Annotated in this window: 13 protein-coding genes; 2 read left to right on the top strand and 11 right to left on the bottom strand. The window is 70.5% G+C overall.

Annotation, left to right across the window (positions count from 1 at the left end):
* Positions 1-2: 2 nt before the first annotated feature.
* The 6 genes from OG245_RS24475 to OG245_RS24450 all read right to left on the bottom strand — a co-directional run bounded on the left by OG245_RS24475 (position 3) and on the right by OG245_RS24450 (position 5,534).
* The gene (locus OG245_RS24475) at positions 3-1,340 is read right to left on the bottom strand and encodes a CpaF family protein (RefSeq protein ID WP_003966653.1); all 1,338 of its coding nucleotides are present in this window, start codon (positions 1,338-1,340) and stop codon (positions 3-5) included.
* Positions 1,341-1,463: 123 nt separating this feature from the next.
* Positions 1,464-1,874: a TadE/TadG family type IV pilus assembly protein gene (locus OG245_RS24470; protein WP_371625594.1), complete on the bottom strand. Its 411-nt coding sequence runs from the start codon at positions 1,872-1,874 to the stop codon at positions 1,464-1,466.
* Entirely contained in the window at positions 1,874-2,326 is a 453-nt protein-coding gene (locus OG245_RS24465) for a TadE family protein (RefSeq protein ID WP_371625593.1), read from the bottom strand. The genes OG245_RS24470 and OG245_RS24465 overlap by 1 nt, the downstream gene beginning before the upstream one ends.
* A 3-nt stretch (positions 2,327-2,329) precedes the next feature.
* Positions 2,330-3,643 carry a CpaE family protein gene (locus tag OG245_RS24460; protein WP_371625592.1) on the bottom strand — a complete coding sequence of 438 codons (1,314 nt, stop codon included), beginning with the start codon at positions 3,641-3,643 and terminating at the stop codon, positions 2,330-2,332.
* Positions 3,644-3,650: 7 nt separating this feature from the next.
* On the bottom strand, positions 3,651-4,358 hold the full coding sequence (gene cpaB, locus OG245_RS24455; RefSeq protein ID WP_371625591.1) for a Flp pilus assembly protein CpaB: 708 nt from the start codon (positions 4,356-4,358) through the stop codon (positions 3,651-3,653).
* A gap of 309 nt (positions 4,359-4,667) precedes the next feature.
* Positions 4,668-5,534, bottom strand: coding sequence for a hypothetical protein (locus tag OG245_RS24450; RefSeq protein ID WP_371625590.1), 867 nt, complete (start codon positions 5,532-5,534; stop codon positions 4,668-4,670).
* Between the two features lie 841 nt (positions 5,535-6,375).
* Between OG245_RS24450 and OG245_RS24445 the strand changes: the two genes are divergently transcribed.
* A complete protein-coding gene (locus OG245_RS24445; protein ID WP_371625589.1) occupies positions 6,376-8,097 on the top strand; it encodes a chitinase in 1,722 nt (573 codons plus the stop codon).
* A 125-nt stretch (positions 8,098-8,222) separates the two neighbouring features.
* Here the strand turns inward: OG245_RS24445 and OG245_RS24440 are convergent, their stop codons facing one another.
* Positions 8,223-9,533, bottom strand: a complete 1,311-nt coding sequence (locus OG245_RS24440) for an Nramp family divalent metal transporter (RefSeq protein WP_371625588.1) — start codon at positions 9,531-9,533, stop codon at positions 8,223-8,225.
* A 153-nt stretch (positions 9,534-9,686) separates the two neighbouring features.
* Here OG245_RS24440 and OG245_RS24435 point away from each other — a divergent pair, with 153 nt between their 5' ends.
* The gene (locus OG245_RS24435; RefSeq protein ID WP_371625587.1) at positions 9,687-10,772 is read left to right on the top strand and encodes a class I SAM-dependent methyltransferase; all 1,086 of its coding nucleotides are present in this window, start codon (positions 9,687-9,689) and stop codon (positions 10,770-10,772) included.
* 32 nt (positions 10,773-10,804) lie between these two features.
* Here OG245_RS24435 and OG245_RS24430 read toward each other — a convergent pair whose 3' ends face one another.
* From OG245_RS24430 to OG245_RS24415, 4 genes are all read right to left on the bottom strand, one after another.
* Positions 10,805-12,280: a GntP family permease gene (locus OG245_RS24430; RefSeq protein ID WP_371627980.1), complete on the bottom strand. Its 1,476-nt coding sequence runs from the start codon at positions 12,278-12,280 to the stop codon at positions 10,805-10,807.
* A gap of 164 nt (positions 12,281-12,444) precedes the next feature.
* Positions 12,445-12,855, bottom strand: coding sequence for a RidA family protein (locus OG245_RS24425; protein ID WP_364952379.1), 411 nt, complete (start codon positions 12,853-12,855; stop codon positions 12,445-12,447).
* A gap of 6 nt (positions 12,856-12,861) precedes the next feature.
* Positions 12,862-13,620, bottom strand: a complete 759-nt coding sequence (locus OG245_RS24420; protein WP_371625586.1) for an IclR family transcriptional regulator — start codon at positions 13,618-13,620, stop codon at positions 12,862-12,864.
* Positions 13,617-14,771 carry a sugar kinase gene (locus OG245_RS24415; RefSeq protein ID WP_371625585.1) on the bottom strand — a complete coding sequence of 385 codons (1,155 nt, stop codon included), beginning with the start codon at positions 14,769-14,771 and terminating at the stop codon, positions 13,617-13,619. The genes OG245_RS24420 and OG245_RS24415 overlap by 4 nt, the downstream gene beginning before the upstream one ends.
* Between the last annotated feature and the right edge of the window lie 22 nt (positions 14,772-14,793).

The following is a 14,793-nucleotide window of genomic DNA, read 5'->3' as shown; positions in this document are numbered from 1 at the left end:
ACCTAGTTGGCCTCTCGGGTGGCGAGCTGTTCGGCGGACTGGGCGACGCCGAACGCCTGCGGGATGGGCTGACTGGCCAGGTAGAGGCGCTCGGCGAGCTTCCGCGGCAGCGGGAGGTACTGGAAGTCGCCGTAGATGCGGCCGTCGGGGGCCATCGGCTGTGCGTTGAACCGCGCGACCGTGACGATGCGGTACGGGTCGCGGCCGTGCGAGTCCAGGACGGCGATCTCGGTGATCTTCCTGGTGCCGTCGGCGTGCCGGGTGAGCTGGACGATCACGTCGACGGCGCTGTTGATCTGGTCGTGCAGGGCCTCGAAGGGGATCTCGACCTCCGACATCGAGGCGAGGGTCTGCAGACGCATCAGCGCGTCCTCGGCGCTGTTGGCGTGGACGGTGGCCAGCGAACCGTCGTGACCCGTCGACATCGCCTGGAGCATGTCGAGGGACTCGCCGCCTCGGACCTCACCGACGACGATGCGGTCGGGGCGCATACGGAGCGAGTTGCGGACCAGGTCGCGGATGGTGATCTGGCCCTTGCCCTCGACGTTCGCCGGGCGGGTCTCCAGCCGGATGACGTGGCTCTGCTGGAGCTGGAGCTCGGCTGAGTCCTCGATGGTGACGATGCGCTCGATGTTCGGGATCAGCCCGGACAGCGCGTTGAGGAGGGTCGTCTTGCCGGTGCCGGTGGCCCCCGAGACGATGATGTTGAGCTTGGCCTGCACCAGTCCGGCGAGCAGCACCAGCATCTGTTCGTCCAGCGAGCCGAAGCCGATCATCTCCTGGAGCGTGAAGGAGCGCGGGAACCGCCGGATGGTGAGCGTCGCGCCGGTCAGCGAGAGCGGCGGGATGATCACGTTGACACGTTCACCGCTGGGCAGGCGGGCGTCGACCATCGGGTTGGACTCGTCGACGCGGCGGTTGACGGTCGACACGATCCGCTCGATGGTCTGCATCAGCTGTTCGTGGGAGCCGAAGCGCATCGGGAGCTGTTCGACCCTGCCGTTGCGCTCGACGAAGATCTGGTCGGGGCCGTTGACCATGATCTCGGTGATGGACGCGTCCTCCAGGAGCGGTTCCAGGATGCCGAGCCCGAGCGCCTCGTCGACGACGCGGCGGATCAGCTGCGAGCGTTCGACGGTGGAGAGGACCGGGCCCTCGCGGCTGATGATGTGGCCGAGGACGCGCTCCAGCCGGGCCCGCCGGTCGGCGGCGGCCAGCGAGGACATCTCCGCGAGGTCGATCTCCTCCAGCAGCTTGGCCCGGTAGGTGGCCACCATGTGGCCGTCCTCCCGTGCCCCGCCCTGTTCCTCAGGAGCGGTCATGCGTGCCCGCAGGCTCATCGGCGTAGCTCTCCTCGGTGTTCGCGGACGGTGCTGGTCCGGCAGGTCAGGTCCGGCCGGGTCAGGACCGGGGCCGGAGGTGCGGGTGGGGGTGGGGTGCGAGCGGGAGTGGAGGTGGCGGGGTCAGGAACGGATCCGGGACTTCTCGTTGGGCATGGTCGTGCTCCGCTCGGCCCACCAGTCGTCCAGTCCCGGCACCACGGAGGGCACCTTGACCCGGACGGTGACCGTGATGTCCCGTCCGCCGCTCTTGCGGTAGCGGAATCCGCCCTCCTCCACCCAGTCGCTCACGGCGTCGCTGGCGTTGGAACGGCCGCTTCCCCGGGCGTCCACGCTGGCTTCCGTACGGGCTCCGGCGCGCGCGGCCGTGCCCGCCTGGTTGGCGGCGTACGCGGCCAGACCCAGCTGGATCGCCGCCATCGCGACGAGGAGCAGCAGCGGGAGGAAGCCGAGGTACTCCATGGCGACCTGGCCCCGGTCGTCCCCCGCGCGTGCGGGACGGGTGCGCTCGCCGTGCGGACGCGTCGTCGTCATCACTGGTCCTCCCTCGGCGATCCGGCCGTGCCCTTGATCTTGGTGTCGAGGTCGAACAGGCCCGGCACCAGCACCGGGACCTTCAGCTCCACCGTGGCCTCGTACAGGCGGCTGCCCCCGCGGCACTTGACGACAACACCCTCGGTCCAGGCGTCGGGCAGATCCTTCAGCGCGCCCTCCCGGCAGGCGGATCCGGGCGCGAACTCCGCCCCGCTGCCCTTGCGCGCGCCCACGTCCGCCGCGTTGCCCGCGAGGCTGAAGGTGTAGCCGATCAGCGCGCACTCCCAGAGCACGAGCATGATCAGGATGATGAAGGGGGTCATGCCCAGGAACTCGACCGCGGTCTGTCCGCGGTCCCGGTTCCGGCCCCGGACCCGGCCTCCGTACCGGCGGTCACGTAGGGCGGTGATCCGCCCCCGTATGCCGCTCCGTGCCGTCCTTGTGGTGGTCATCGCTCAACGTGTCCCCTCGGAGTCTCCGGGCCCGCGGCCGGAGCCGTCGCGCCGGCGGCGCGGGCGTCCGATCGAGCCCCGGTCGTTCTTGAAGGCGCCGCTGCTCTTCTTGACCAGGGCGCTGCCGCTCTTCTTCGCCGTCGCGCTCTCCTTGACGATGCCCAGCTCTCCGGCCAGGCCCCAGAGCGCCTGCTTGACCGTGCTCTTGGCGTCCAGCTCGTGCAGGCGTCCGGAGTCGATGGACGCCTGGAGCTCCTTGAAGTTCGCGGGGACCGCCGCCGAGGCGACCCGGGTGCCGGTGATCTTCTGGATCAGCGGCGGCTGGATCTCGGTGTTGCGGGTGAAGCGGTTGACGAGGGTGATCGTCTCCTCGGCCTTGCGGATCTGGAGCCGTTCCCACATCCGTACGATGCGTTTCGCGCCGCGCACCGCGACCACGTCCGGGGTCGTGACCAGCAGGGCCACGTCCGCCATCTCGATGGCCGCGGCGTTGGCCCCGTTCATCTGGCCGCCGCAGTCGATGACGACGATCTCGTAGCGGGTGCGGAGCGCGCTGACGATCTGGCGGGCCGAGCGGTCGCTGACCTCCTCACCGCGTTCGCCCTCGCCGGGGGCGAGGAGCAGGGCGAGGCCGGTGGAGTGGGAGAACACCGCGTCGGACAGCACCCGGGGCGAGATGTCGGTGATCAGGGCGAGGTCGACGAGGGAGCGCCGGAACTGGACGTCGAGGAAGGACGCGATGTCCCCGGTCTGGAGGTCCATGTCCACCAGGGCCACCGTGTTGCCGGACGCCTGCGCGGCCAGGGCGAGCTGGATGGCGGTGACGGTCGCGCCGACCCCGCCCTTCGCGCCGGTGACCGTGACCACCGTGCCGCCGGGGCCGGTGAAGACGTCGTTCGCGGAGGTGAGGTGGCGGCGTACGCCGGAGGACCACTGGGCGGCCGCCTGGACGCGGTTGGCCAGTTCCTCGTAGCTCAGCGGGAGGGCGACGAGGCCGCGCGCCCCGGAGTCCATCGCGTCGGCGAAGAGGCTCGGGCTGGCGTCCGCGGTGATCATGACGACGCCCACGGACGGGAAGCGCATCGACACCTCCCGGACCAGCTCCAGGGCCGGCACCGGGCCGATCCGCTCGTGGACCAGCACCACCTCGGGCAGTTCGTCGATCGCCTCGCCCGCGAGGCGGGCCAGGGTGTCGATGAGCTGGGTCGAGTCGCCGACCGGGGGCGCGGGTTCGGCGTCGGGCAGCTGGCTGAGCAGGGTGGTGACGGAGCGGGCCGCGTCGAGGTCACCGACGGCGGGGAGGATTCTGGTGGTCATCCCATCCTCACTTGTCCTTGTCGAGCGTGTAGGTGCGGTCCCCCGGACGGATGGTGCCGTCGCTGCCCGGCGCGACGAGCGCGAGGCGCACGTGCTCCGCGAACGACTCGGCGTAGGCGACGCGCTGGGTGTCCAGCGTGTTCAGGGCGAAGGTGATCGGCACGGCCTCGGTCGCCCGGGTGCCGCGGTCGTCCGCGCTGGGGTCGAGCGCGGTCAGCTCGCCGACGTCCAGCACCTTGGCGTTGGAGACGATGACCTTGGACTGGGCCGCGGCGCCCTGCTGCTCACCGGCGAACGTGGCGTAGATGTTGACCGTCGCGCCGGGGGTGATCTTGCCCGCGACGCCGGTGGAGGCGTCGATCATGATGGCGATCTCCTGCTCACCGGCCCGGAGTTCGGGCTTGCGGACCATCATGTCCGACTGGAGCAGCGAGCCCTTGCGGAGCTCGGTGACCGCGATCTTCGAATCGACCTCCTGGAGGTCGGTCACGGCGTTCTTCGAGAGCCAGCGTTCGGGCATCGTGATCTTCTCGAACTGGCCGCTGTTCAGGGCGGTGTACGGAGCCACGTCGGTCTTCAGCTGGTACGCCGTCACCTCGGGTCCGACCTTCGATTTGACGTCGCTGATCACCGAGAGCACGCCGGCGAAGGCCGCGAAGGCACACAGGACCGACAGGAGCAGGAGTATCACGCCGCGGCGCTGGCGGGAGTTCATGGTCCGGACAACCTCGTTCGAATCGGATGCGTGGGACGGACAGCGGACAGGGTGGGCGGTGCGGTGGAGCGGTTACGCGCATACATCTGCGGTGGAACGGTGAGCGGTGGAGCGGTGGTGAAGTGGAGCGGTTACGCGCTTACATCTGCGGTGGCGCGCTGCCGCGGGCCGGCCTGAGCGGGGAAGGTCTCGTGCGGGGACTGCTGGGACTGGGGGGACTGCGGGGACTGGGGGCGGTCTCGTAGAGGGAGTGCGGGCAGTGCGGGCAGGAACCGGGAGGAGCGGGTCCTGCGCGGAGGAGCGGTCTCGCTAGGGGCCCGGCGATTCGCCGGCTCCCTGGTGGAGGACACCGGTGGGGAGCATGTGGTTCTCCGCGGACGCGAGTGGGGCGGAACAGAATGCGCAGCGGTCGCCGATGAGTTCCATGGCGCACCAGTGGCATTTCTCCCGGCGCACGGAGGAGACCAGCTGGTAGAGCACGGAGAGGTCCGGGAGATGGGCGGCGAACTCCACCAGCTTTCCCGTGCCCCACCAGCGCGGTGAGTCGGACGGGATCGTGGCATCGTGAATGGCCTGGACCTTCCAGGCGGGCGCGAGGGTCTCCTGTACCCAGTCCGACTGCAGATTCCCTTTGGCGACCAGAAGATGCGTGCCGAAGTCCGGTCCCGCAGGCGGTTCGACGGTCGGGCCCACCTTCAGCAGCTGCGACTCGGGTCCGGCGAGCACGACGAACTGCGATCCGGGGACCCAGGACGTGGCGTGGCTCTTGAGGCTGACCGGGACCCGGTCGAGGCGGGCGACGGAGTTGAGGAGGGCGCCCGCGTGGATGTAGTGCGAGAGCAGCCGGGCGGCGGAGGCGACCACCCCGGGACTGAAGTCGCAGATGGACAACTGCCGCAGCTGGCGCACCAGTACGGCGAGGCCGAGGGGAGGGAGGTCCACCTTGACCAGGGCGATCCGGTCGCTCTCCAGCACCGAGCGGATCGAGTGCAGGCGACGTTCGTGCTCGGGACGGATGCTCGCGGGATAGAGGGCGATCACATACCCGTGCTGCTCCAGCAGCAGGTGCATGTCGCCGATCGCCAGCTCCAGCACCTGGGCCTCGGGGGCCTGGAGCAGAGCGGCGGTCGGCGTCTGCTGGTCGATGGGCGGCAGCACCAGGTCTGCGCTCGTCACTGCTATTGCGGTCGGCACGCTCTTCCCCGTTTCGGCTCCGGTCGACGTGGGGACGTCGGCCGCAATCGCTCCTGCTCCGTGCTCCTGACCCAGCACTTTAGCCACGTCTCACCAGGCAGAGAACAGTTATCGGAGACCAGTACGGCACCATGCGAACACCGTTCCTACGGGGCCCGGGTGCTAAACGGGACGAAATCGATTCCGCCCAACTCGGCTATCGCTGCGCAGCGTTACCGAATCCTGCGTCCGGTCGTTGATCAGGTACCCATTCGCGCACGTCAGACGCGATTCCCGGGGGCCGGCCTCCTTTTCGTAAGGGCGTTTCCGTGACCGTTCGAAGAACGGCCGCAAGATCACCCGTGCGGGGGGCGATGTACGGTCGCGAGGCCGCTCCCGGCGGAAAAAACCCCGGTCCGGCACTCTCCGCGGCCCCTCGGGCCCCCGCCGCACGGTAGGCCGCGCGGCCCCGCGCCGGCCTTCGCGGAAGGCTTTTCACCGCCAAAGGTCTTGACAACTTGATTGGTCTGGACCAGTTTTATGCGCCAAGCGGTGGCCACCGCTCCCGGCAGGACACCCCGTGTTCATCGTCCCCGGTTCAGCACCCCTTGCCCCACTGCCGCACGACACCCCCGCTTCACCCCCCGATGCACAGCGCTTCACCCTGATGCGCGGCGCTTCACCCCCGACCCACCGCGTTTCACCCCGCTTCACCCCGCTTCACCGTGATGCACCGTCACGGCCCCCCGCTCCGCCCGGCCCACCCCGTGCAGCCCCGGCCCGTCGTCCGTACGGCACTCCTGCACGACCCCCGCCAGGCCACCAACTCCCCACGGAGGAACCAGTGGAACGCTCCGCAGGCAGCAGTCGCAGAAGGCGCCGCTCCCGTCCCGTGCTCGGCGGCACCATGGCCGTCATCGCGGCAGCGGCCCTGACCGTCACCGGCCTCGTCAGCACCGCCCAGGCGGCCGACGTCAACAACGCCAAGAACGCGGGCTTCGAGTCGGGCCTCGCCAACTGGACCTGCGCCGGGAACAGCGGCGCCATCGTCTCCTCCCCCGTGCACGGCGGCACGTCCGCGCTGAAGGCCACCCCGGCCGGCCAGGACAACGCCAAGTGTTCGCAGGCCGTCAAGGTGAAGCCCAACTCGACCTACGCGCTCAGCTCCTGGGTGCAGGGCGGCTACGCCTACCTCGGCGTGAGCGGCACCGGAACCACCGACGTCTCCACCTGGACGCCGGGCTCCACCACCTGGACCAAGCTGTCCACCAGCTTCAAGACCGGCGCGAACACCACCTCGGTGACCGTCTACACCCACGGCTGGTACGGCCAGGCCGCCTACCTCGCCGACGACTTCGAGGTGACCGGCCCCGACGGCGGTGGCGGCGAGGAGCCCGGCCCGGTCATCCCGGCCGCTCCGGCGGGACTCGCGGCGGGCGCCACGACCACCTCCTCCGTCGCCCTGTCCTGGAACGCCGTCTCCGGCGCCACGGGCTACAAGGTGTACCGGGACGGTGTGCAGGCCACCACCTCCACCGGCACCTCGGCGACGGTCACGGGCCTCACCGCGGACACCGCCTACCAGTTCTCGGTGAGCGCCACCAACGCGGCCGGTGAGTCGGTCAAGTCGGCCGCCGTCAGCGCCCGTACGGCCAAGAACGGCACCGGTCCGGTGACCACCGTGCCCAAGCACGCGGTGACCGGCTACTGGCAGAACTTCAACAACGGCGCGGCCGTCCAGAAGCTCAGCGACGTCCCGGCCGACTACGACATCATCGCGGTCTCCTTCGCGGACGCCACGGCGACCCAGGGCGCGGTCACCTTCAACCTGGACACCGCCGGGCTGAACGGCTACACCGACGCGCAGTTCCGGTCGGACATCAAGGCCAAGCAGGCGGCCGGCAAGAACGTCATCATCTCGATCGGCGGCGAGCTGGGCACGGTCCGCATCGACAGCGACGCCTCCGCCACCGCGTTCGCCAACTCGGTGTACGCCCTGATGCAGGACTACGGCTTCAACGGGGTCGACATCGACCTGGAGAACGGCCTCAACGCCACCTACATGACGAAGGCGCTGCGCCAGCTGTCGGCGAAGGCGGGCCCCGGGCTGGTCCTCACGATGGCCCCGCAGACCATCGACATGCAGTCGACGTCGGGTGAGTACTTCAAGACGGCGCTCAACGTCAAGGACATCCTGACCGTCGTCAACATGCAGTACTACAACAGCGGTTCGATGCTCGGCTGTGACGGCAAGGTCTACTCGCAGGGCTCGGTGGACTTCCTCACCGCGCTCGCCTGCATCCAGCTGGAGGGCGGCCTCGACCCGTCCCAGGTCGGCATCGGGGTTCCCGCCTCCACCCGCGGCGCGGGCAGCGGCTACGTCTCCCCGTCCATCGTGAACGCGGCGCTGGACTGCCTCGCCAAGGGCACCAACTGCGGCTCGTTCAAGCCGTCCAAGACCTACCCGTCGCTGCGCGGCGCGATGACCTGGTCGACGAACTGGGACGCGACGGCCGGGTTCGCCTGGTCGAAGGCGGTCGGCCCGCACGTCCGCAGCCTGCCGTAACGACACCGCACCACCCCGGAACCTGCAGCGCCGCCGCTCCCCCGGCGGCGCTGCGGCGTTACGTCCGCGACCACCCGGTCACCGGATCACCGGGTCAGCAAGGCACCGGGCCACAGGGCCACCGGTCACCAGGGCAGGTCGCGCACCTGCTGGACGCACAGCACGACGAACAGCAGCCCGGACAGGGCGAGCATCCCGTTGCTGACCCATCCGTTGCGCCATTCCCCCGGCGTACGGGAGGAGTTGAGCAGCCAGAGCAGGGTCAGGGCGAGGAACGGCATGAAGAACGCGCCGAGCACCCCGTAGGCGATGACCAGGCCGAAGGGCTCGTCCAGCCAGAGCAGGGTCATCGGCGGGAAGGTCAGCCACAGGAGGTACGCGCGGAACGGCAGCGACCGCTGGCGGCGCTCGGCGACGTCCGCCCCCTCGTGCTCCCCGGCCTCCGCCGCACCGGCCGCCGGAGCCCGGAACCGCTCCACGAAGTCGGCGAACATCAGGCTGACCCCGTGCCAGACGCCGATCAGCGACGAGAACGACGTGGCGAAGAAGCCCACCAGGAAGAGCTTCGCGGTGCCCGTGCCGAAGCGGTCCTCCAGGACCTTGCCCAGGTCGATCAGGCCCCGGTCCCCGGAGGTGAGGGCGACCTGGGTGGCGTGCAGCAGCTCGGCGCCGACGATGAGCATCGCCACGACGAAGACGCCGGTGGTGATGTAGGCGACCCGGTTGTCGAGCCGCATCACCTTCATCCAGGAGGAGTTGCTCCAGCCCTTGGCGTTGACCCAGTAGCCGTACGCGGCCATGGTGATCGTGCCGCCGACGCCGCCGATCAGCCCGAGGGTGTAGAGGAGCGAGCCGTCCGGGAGCACGGGCAGCAGCCCGGCGAACGACGCCCCGACGTCCGGCACGACGCGGGCGGCCACGTACACGACCACCACGAACATGATGCCGATCAGGACCGTCATGACCTTCTCGAAGACGGCGTACCGGTTGAACCAGACGAAGGCCAGCCCGATCAGCCCGGTGACGATCGCCCAGAACTTCAGCCCGGGGCCGTCGGGGAACAGCGCCACGATGGGCAGGGCGCTGGAGGACATGGCCGTCGCCCCGTAGATGAAGCCCCAGAGCACCACGTAGACCGCGAAGTACACCGTGGTCCAGGGGCCCAGGCTGCGCCAGCCGTCGAAGAGTGTGCGGCCGGTCGCCAGATGCCAGCGGCCGGCCGCCTCGGCGAGCGAGATCTTGACGACGCAGCCGATCACCGCCGCCCACATCAGGGTGTATCCGAACTTGCTGCCCGCGATGAGCGTCGCGACCAGGTCACCGGCCCCGACCCCGGTCGCCGCGACGACGATGCCGGGGCCGATGTACTTCCAGCTGGACTTACGTGGTCGGGAGGCCGGCTCCCCTGTCACTGTGGTTGCGCTTGTCTCCGCCATGCCGATCAAGGAAGCGCAATCGGCGGGACAGCACAAGAGGGTGCGCACGGCAGTAAAATCTGGAGGGGACCCATCGGCCGCGGCGAACGGCGGATAGGGGGAGGAAGCGGGCGCGGTTGCGGCCGCACGCTGTGGCCTTCCGAAGGAGGCGCCATGTCCCACACGATCCAGCGGACAGGGGATCCGGCCCGGCAGGAGGAGTTCGCCGGCCGGATGGTGCAGGTGCTCAACGATTCCTGCCTGGGGTATCTGTGCAGCCTCGGGCACCGGACGCGGCTGTTCGACGTGATGGCGCTGCTGCCGCCGTCGACCAGTGAGGAGATCGCCGGGGCCGCCGGGCTGGACGAACGCTATGTGCGCGAGTGGCTCGGCGGGGTGACGGTGGGCGGGATCGTCGTGTACGACCCGTCGGACGGCACGTACCGGCTGCCGCCCGAGCACGCCGCCGCCCTCTGCCGCGCGGCCGGGCCCGACAACCTCGCCTCCTTCCTCCAGGACCTCGCGCTGATCGGGCTGGTCGAGGACGAGGTGGTCGCGGCGTTCCGGGACGGGGGCGGGGTGCCCTACTCCTCGTACCCGAGGTTCCAGGAGCTCCAGGCCGAGGAGACGGCCCGCGTGTACGACGCCGCGCTGGTCGACGCGATCGTCCCGCTGGTGCCCGGCCTGCCGGAGCGGCTGGCCTCGGGCACGGGTCTGGACGTGCTGGACGTCGGTACGGGCCAGGGGCACGCGGTCAATCTGCTGGCGCGGGCGTTCCCGGCCAGCCGGTTCACCGGGGTGGACATGTCCGAGGGCGGCATCGCGGCGGCCCGGGGCGAGGCGGAACGGCTGGGCCTGCGCAACGCGCACTTCGACCTGGCGGACGCGGCCCGGGTGACCGGCCCGTACGACCTGGTGACCGCCTTCGACGTGATCCACGACCTGGCCCGCCCGGCGGAGACCCTGGCGGCCGTCGCCGGTGCGCTGCGGGACGACGGGGTGTTCCTGATGGGAGACATCGCGGCCTCCAGCAGGCTGGAGGAGAACCTGGACCTCCCGCTGGGCCCCACCCTCTACACCTTCTCGGTCTTCTACTGCATGACCGTCTCGCTCGGCGAGGGCGGTGCGGGCCTGGGGACCGTGTGGGGCAGGCAGACCGCGCTGCGGATGCTGGAGGAGGCGGGCTTCGGGGAGGTGGAGGTGCGCGAGGTGGAGGGCGACATCCTGAACGTCTACTACGTGGCCCGTAAGGGGGGTTGAGGGAAGCCCGAGGGGGCGGGGCCCCGTACGCCCTAGATGACCAGGCTGAGCAGCGCCGCGACGACGAAGCCCGCGACCGAGAGCACCGTCTCCAGGACGGTCCAGGACTTCAGGGTGTCGCGCTCGCTGATGCCGAAGTACTTGGACACCATCCAGAAGCCGCCGTCGTTCACGTGCGAGGCGAAGATCGAGCCCGCCGAGATCGCCATGATGATCAGCGCGAGGTGGGCCTGGGAGAAGTCCTGGCCCTCGACCAGCGGGACCACGATCCCGGCGGTCGTGACGATCGCGACGGTGGCCGAGCCCTGGGCGACACGCAGGACCACCGAGATCAGCCACGCGAGCAGGATGACCGGCAGGCCCACGTCGTTGAAGGTGTCCGCCAGCGCGTCCGCGATGCCGCTGCCCTTGAGGACCGCGCCGAAGATGCCGCCCGCGCCGACCACCAGCAGGATGTTGCCGACGGGCTTGAGCGAGGACGTGGAGACCGATTCCAGGGACTTGCGGGACCAGCCGCGCCGGATGCCGAGCAGGTAGTACGCGAGGAACAGGGCGATCGTCAGGGCGACGAACGGGTTGCCGAAGAACTCGATCACCGAGCGGAGCGTGGAGGGGTCCAGGGCGATGGAGGAGAACGTCGCGGCGAGGATCAGGATCAGCGGGGTGCCGATGATCGCGAGGACCGTGCCGAGCGGGACCGGCTTCTCGTGCGGGGTGACCCCGGCGGCGCGCTGTTCGGCGGCGACGGCGGCCTTGGCCTCCTCGGCGGCCTCCACCATGTCCTGCGGGACGTCGACGAAGATCCGCTTGCCGATCCAGGCGGCGTACGCCCAGGCGGCGATGACCGACGGGATGCCGACGACGACGCCCATCAGGATGACCCAGCCGAGCGAGACGTTGAAGAGTCCGGCGGCGGCCACCGGTCCCGGGTGCGGCGGCAGGAAGGCGTGGGTCATGGACAGGCCCGCCAGCAGCGGCATCGCGTAGAGCAGGATCGATTTTCCGGAGCGCTTGGCCGCGGCGTACACGATCGGCGCGAGGACGAAGATGCCGACGTCGAAGAAGACCGGGATGCCGAAGACGAGGCCCGTCATCCCCATGGCGAGCGGGGCGCGCTTCTCGCCGAAGGCGTTCAGCAGGCGGGCGCTCAACACCTCTGCCCCGCCGGACACTTCGAGGATCGCGCCGAGCATGGTGCCGAGCCCGATGATGATCGCGACATGGCCGAGGATGCCGCCCATGCCGGACTCGATGACCGAGACGGCGGCGGACTTCTGCACGGTGCCGAAGAGTTCGGTGACCGAGAGCCCGGCGCCGAGGCCGACGGCTATGGAGACCGCGAGCAGGGCGACGAACGGCTGGAGCCTGACCTTGATGATCAGGAAGAGCAGGAGGGCGATCCCGAGGGCCGCGACGGTCAGCAGACCGGCGGTGCCGTCGATCAGGAGGAGCAGGCCACCGGTGTGCGGTGGTGCCTCGACCGGCGGTGGGGTGGCGGCGAGCAGCATGGGGACTCCGGTGGTGCTGGAGGGCAGGGGGGAGCGCGGCACGGCGCCCCCGGGGAGCGGGGCGCCGTGCCGTACGGCGTGCGGGAGGGGTTACGCGGGTGGGGCAAAGCGATCCGTGGGAGGCGGCGTTCGGGGGGAGGGAACGGCCGGCGGGCCGGAGCGGGTCAGCCGATCACCGCGAGGGCGTCGATCTCGATGAGCAGCCCCTTGGGCAGGCCGACGTAGACCGTCGTGCGGGCCGAGGGGGCCTCCTTGAGGTTCTGCTCGGCGAAGTACGTGTTGTAGATCTCGTTCATCTCCGCGAAGTGGTCCACGTCCGTGAGGTAGACGCGCATCATCATCACGTCGTCCCAGCTCGCGCCGCCCTCCTCCAGGATCGCCTTCACGTTGGCGAAGGTCTGGAGGGTCTGCTCGCGGAGCGTCGGACCGGCGGGCGTCGGGGCCTGGCCCGCCACCGCCGGGAGGAAGCCGACCTGGCCGGCGACCTGGAGGATGTTCCCCTTCTTCACGCCGTGCGAGAACTTCGCGGGCGGCGTGGTGTGGGTGGAGGGAGTGAGGGCGGTCTTCTCGGTCATGGCTGATCAGGCTTTCTTGGGTCGGGTGGTGCCGGAGTACTCCCGGCTGATGGTCTCGGCGGTGCGCCGGACCAGCGGGAGCAGGGTGAGGAGTTCCTCGGCCGTGACGACCACATTGGGTGCGGACACCGACATGGCCGCGACGACCCGCCCGTCCGCGCCGCGGATGGGGGCGCCGATGCAGTTGATGGACTCCTCGTGGCCACCGAGGTCGGTGGCCCATCCCTGTTCGCGGACGACGGAGAGCTCCTTGAGGAAGGCTCCCGCGTTGGGCGTCGAACGGGACGTGTACATGGGGTAGTCGAGCTTCTCGGCGATGACGCGCCGCTCGGGCTCGGTGAGGTCGGCCAGCAGCAGCTTGGCCACGGCCGCGACGGTGATCGCGACGGGCTTGCCGATCCGTGAGTACATCCGGACCGGGTAGCGGCTCTCGACCTTGTCGATGTAGAGGACTTCCTGCTCCTCGTACACGGCGAGGTGGACGGTGTGCCCGCAGCGGTCGTTCAGCGCGACCAGGTGCGAGTGGGCGATCTCGCGTACGTCGAGGTTCTCGACGGCCTCCTGCGCGAGCGCGAAGAGCCGGGCGCCGAGGCGGTAGCGCTGGTCCTCCTGGCGGTAGACGAGGCCGTGCTCGTGGAGCGTACGCAGCAGGCGCAGCGCCGTGGACTTGTGGACGCCGAGCCGCTCGGCGACCTGGCCGAGGTCGGCGGGTCCCTGGGCGAGCAGCGGCAGGATGCTGAGTGCCCGGTCGACGGTCTGGCTCATGGTGTGCGTACCTCCTCGGGGGCCCGGTCGGCTGCGGTCCAGCCGGGGCCGAGACGAAGTCTCCCCCAGGCGTCGTCGTCGAGGGCCGCGAGGCGGTCGGCGTGGTCACGGGCGGGCGGGTCGGTGAGGTCGCCGGGGACGGTGAGGACGGCGGCGGCCATGAGGTGCCCGTGCCGGACCCGCTCGCGCACGGGCAGCCCGCGCAGGGTGGCGGAGAGGAACCCGGCGGCGAACGCGTCCCCGGCCCCGACGGCGGCCACGACGTCGACACGGAGGGCGGGGACAAGAGTGACGGTGTCGGCGGCGCTCTCAGCCTCTCCGGCGGCGCTCTCAGCTCCGGCGCTCTCAGCTCCGGCGTTCTCAGCCGCTCCGGCGTTCGAGGAGCGCGGTCCGGGGCGGGGCCCCGAGGCGAACACCGTCGCGCCCGCGCTCCCCCGCTTCACGACGACCACGGCCGGCTCCGGCAGCGCCGCCCGGATCGCCTCCGCGCCGACGATCCCCCACGCCTCCTCCGCCTCGTCCTCGCCGACGAACACGAGGTCGGCGCGGCGGGCCAGCTCCAGCAGCACGGAGGCGTCGGCGTCCCCGCCCCGCCACAGGTGCGGCCGGTGGTTGACGTCGAAGGAGACGAGCGGCCGGCCGGGCCGCGGTGCCGTCAGGTCCCGCAGCAGCGCCAGGCAGTCGGCGGACAGCGCGGCGGTGATCCCGGACAGGTGCAGGACGCGGCCCGCGAGGAGGTCCGCGTACGGCACGTTGTCCGGGGACATCGCGGAGGCGGCGGACCCGGCCCGGTAGTAGGCGACCTCGTGCGTGTCGGTCCCCCGGTCGGTGGCCGTACGGAAGTAGATGCCGGTCGGGCGCACGGGATCGCGGCGGACGGCCGAGGTGTCGACCCCGTACGACGCGATCGTCTCGACGAGGTGGTCGCCGAAGCCGTCCGCGCCGACCCGGCCGACCCAGGCCGCCCGGTGCCCGGCGGCGGCGAGCGCACAGGCCACGTTGGACTCGGCGCCGCCGATCCCGCGCCCGAAGGAGGGCACGTCGGCGAGGCGGCCGGGCTGCGAGGGCAGGAACGTCACCATGGACTCACCGAGACAGACGACATCGGTGGTCGTGGCGGCGTCGGCCGTCCCTGCTGCGGGTCCGGACACTGAGGGCTCCTCGCTGATCGGC

Source organism: Streptomyces sp. NBC_01116 (assembly GCF_041435495.1).
Lineage (GTDB): Bacteria > Actinomycetota > Actinomycetes > Streptomycetales > Streptomycetaceae > Streptomyces.
This window is presented reverse-complemented; position numbering and strand designations above follow the sequence as displayed.

Excerpts from the sequence above, each read along its gene's own strand:
- OG245_RS24475 (WP_003966653.1), bottom strand. The coding sequence starts at position 1,340 with ATGAGCCTGCGGGCACGCATGACCGCTCCTGAGGAACAGGGCGGGGCA.
- OG245_RS24470 (WP_371625594.1), bottom strand. The coding sequence starts at position 1,874 with ATGACGACGACGCGTCCGCACGGCGAGCGCACCCGTCCCGCACGCGCG.
- OG245_RS24465 (WP_371625593.1), bottom strand. The coding sequence starts at position 2,326 with ATGACCACCACAAGGACGGCACGGAGCGGCATACGGGGGCGGATCACC.
- OG245_RS24460 (WP_371625592.1), bottom strand. The coding sequence starts at position 3,643 with ATGACCACCAGAATCCTCCCCGCCGTCGGTGACCTCGACGCGGCCCGC.
- cpaB (WP_371625591.1), bottom strand. The coding sequence starts at position 4,358 with ATGAACTCCCGCCAGCGCCGCGGCGTGATACTCCTGCTCCTGTCGGTC.
- OG245_RS24440 (WP_371625588.1), bottom strand. The coding sequence starts at position 9,533 with ATGGCGGAGACAAGCGCAACCACAGTGACAGGGGAGCCGGCCTCCCGA.
- OG245_RS24435 (WP_371625587.1), top strand. The coding sequence starts at position 9,687 with ATGTCCCACACGATCCAGCGGACAGGGGATCCGGCCCGGCAGGAGGAG.
- OG245_RS24430 (WP_371627980.1), bottom strand. The coding sequence starts at position 12,280 with ATGCTGCTCGCCGCCACCCCACCGCCGGTCGAGGCACCACCGCACACC.
- OG245_RS24425 (WP_364952379.1), bottom strand. The coding sequence starts at position 12,855 with ATGACCGAGAAGACCGCCCTCACTCCCTCCACCCACACCACGCCGCCC.
- OG245_RS24420 (WP_371625586.1), bottom strand. The coding sequence starts at position 13,620 with ATGAGCCAGACCGTCGACCGGGCACTCAGCATCCTGCCGCTGCTCGCC.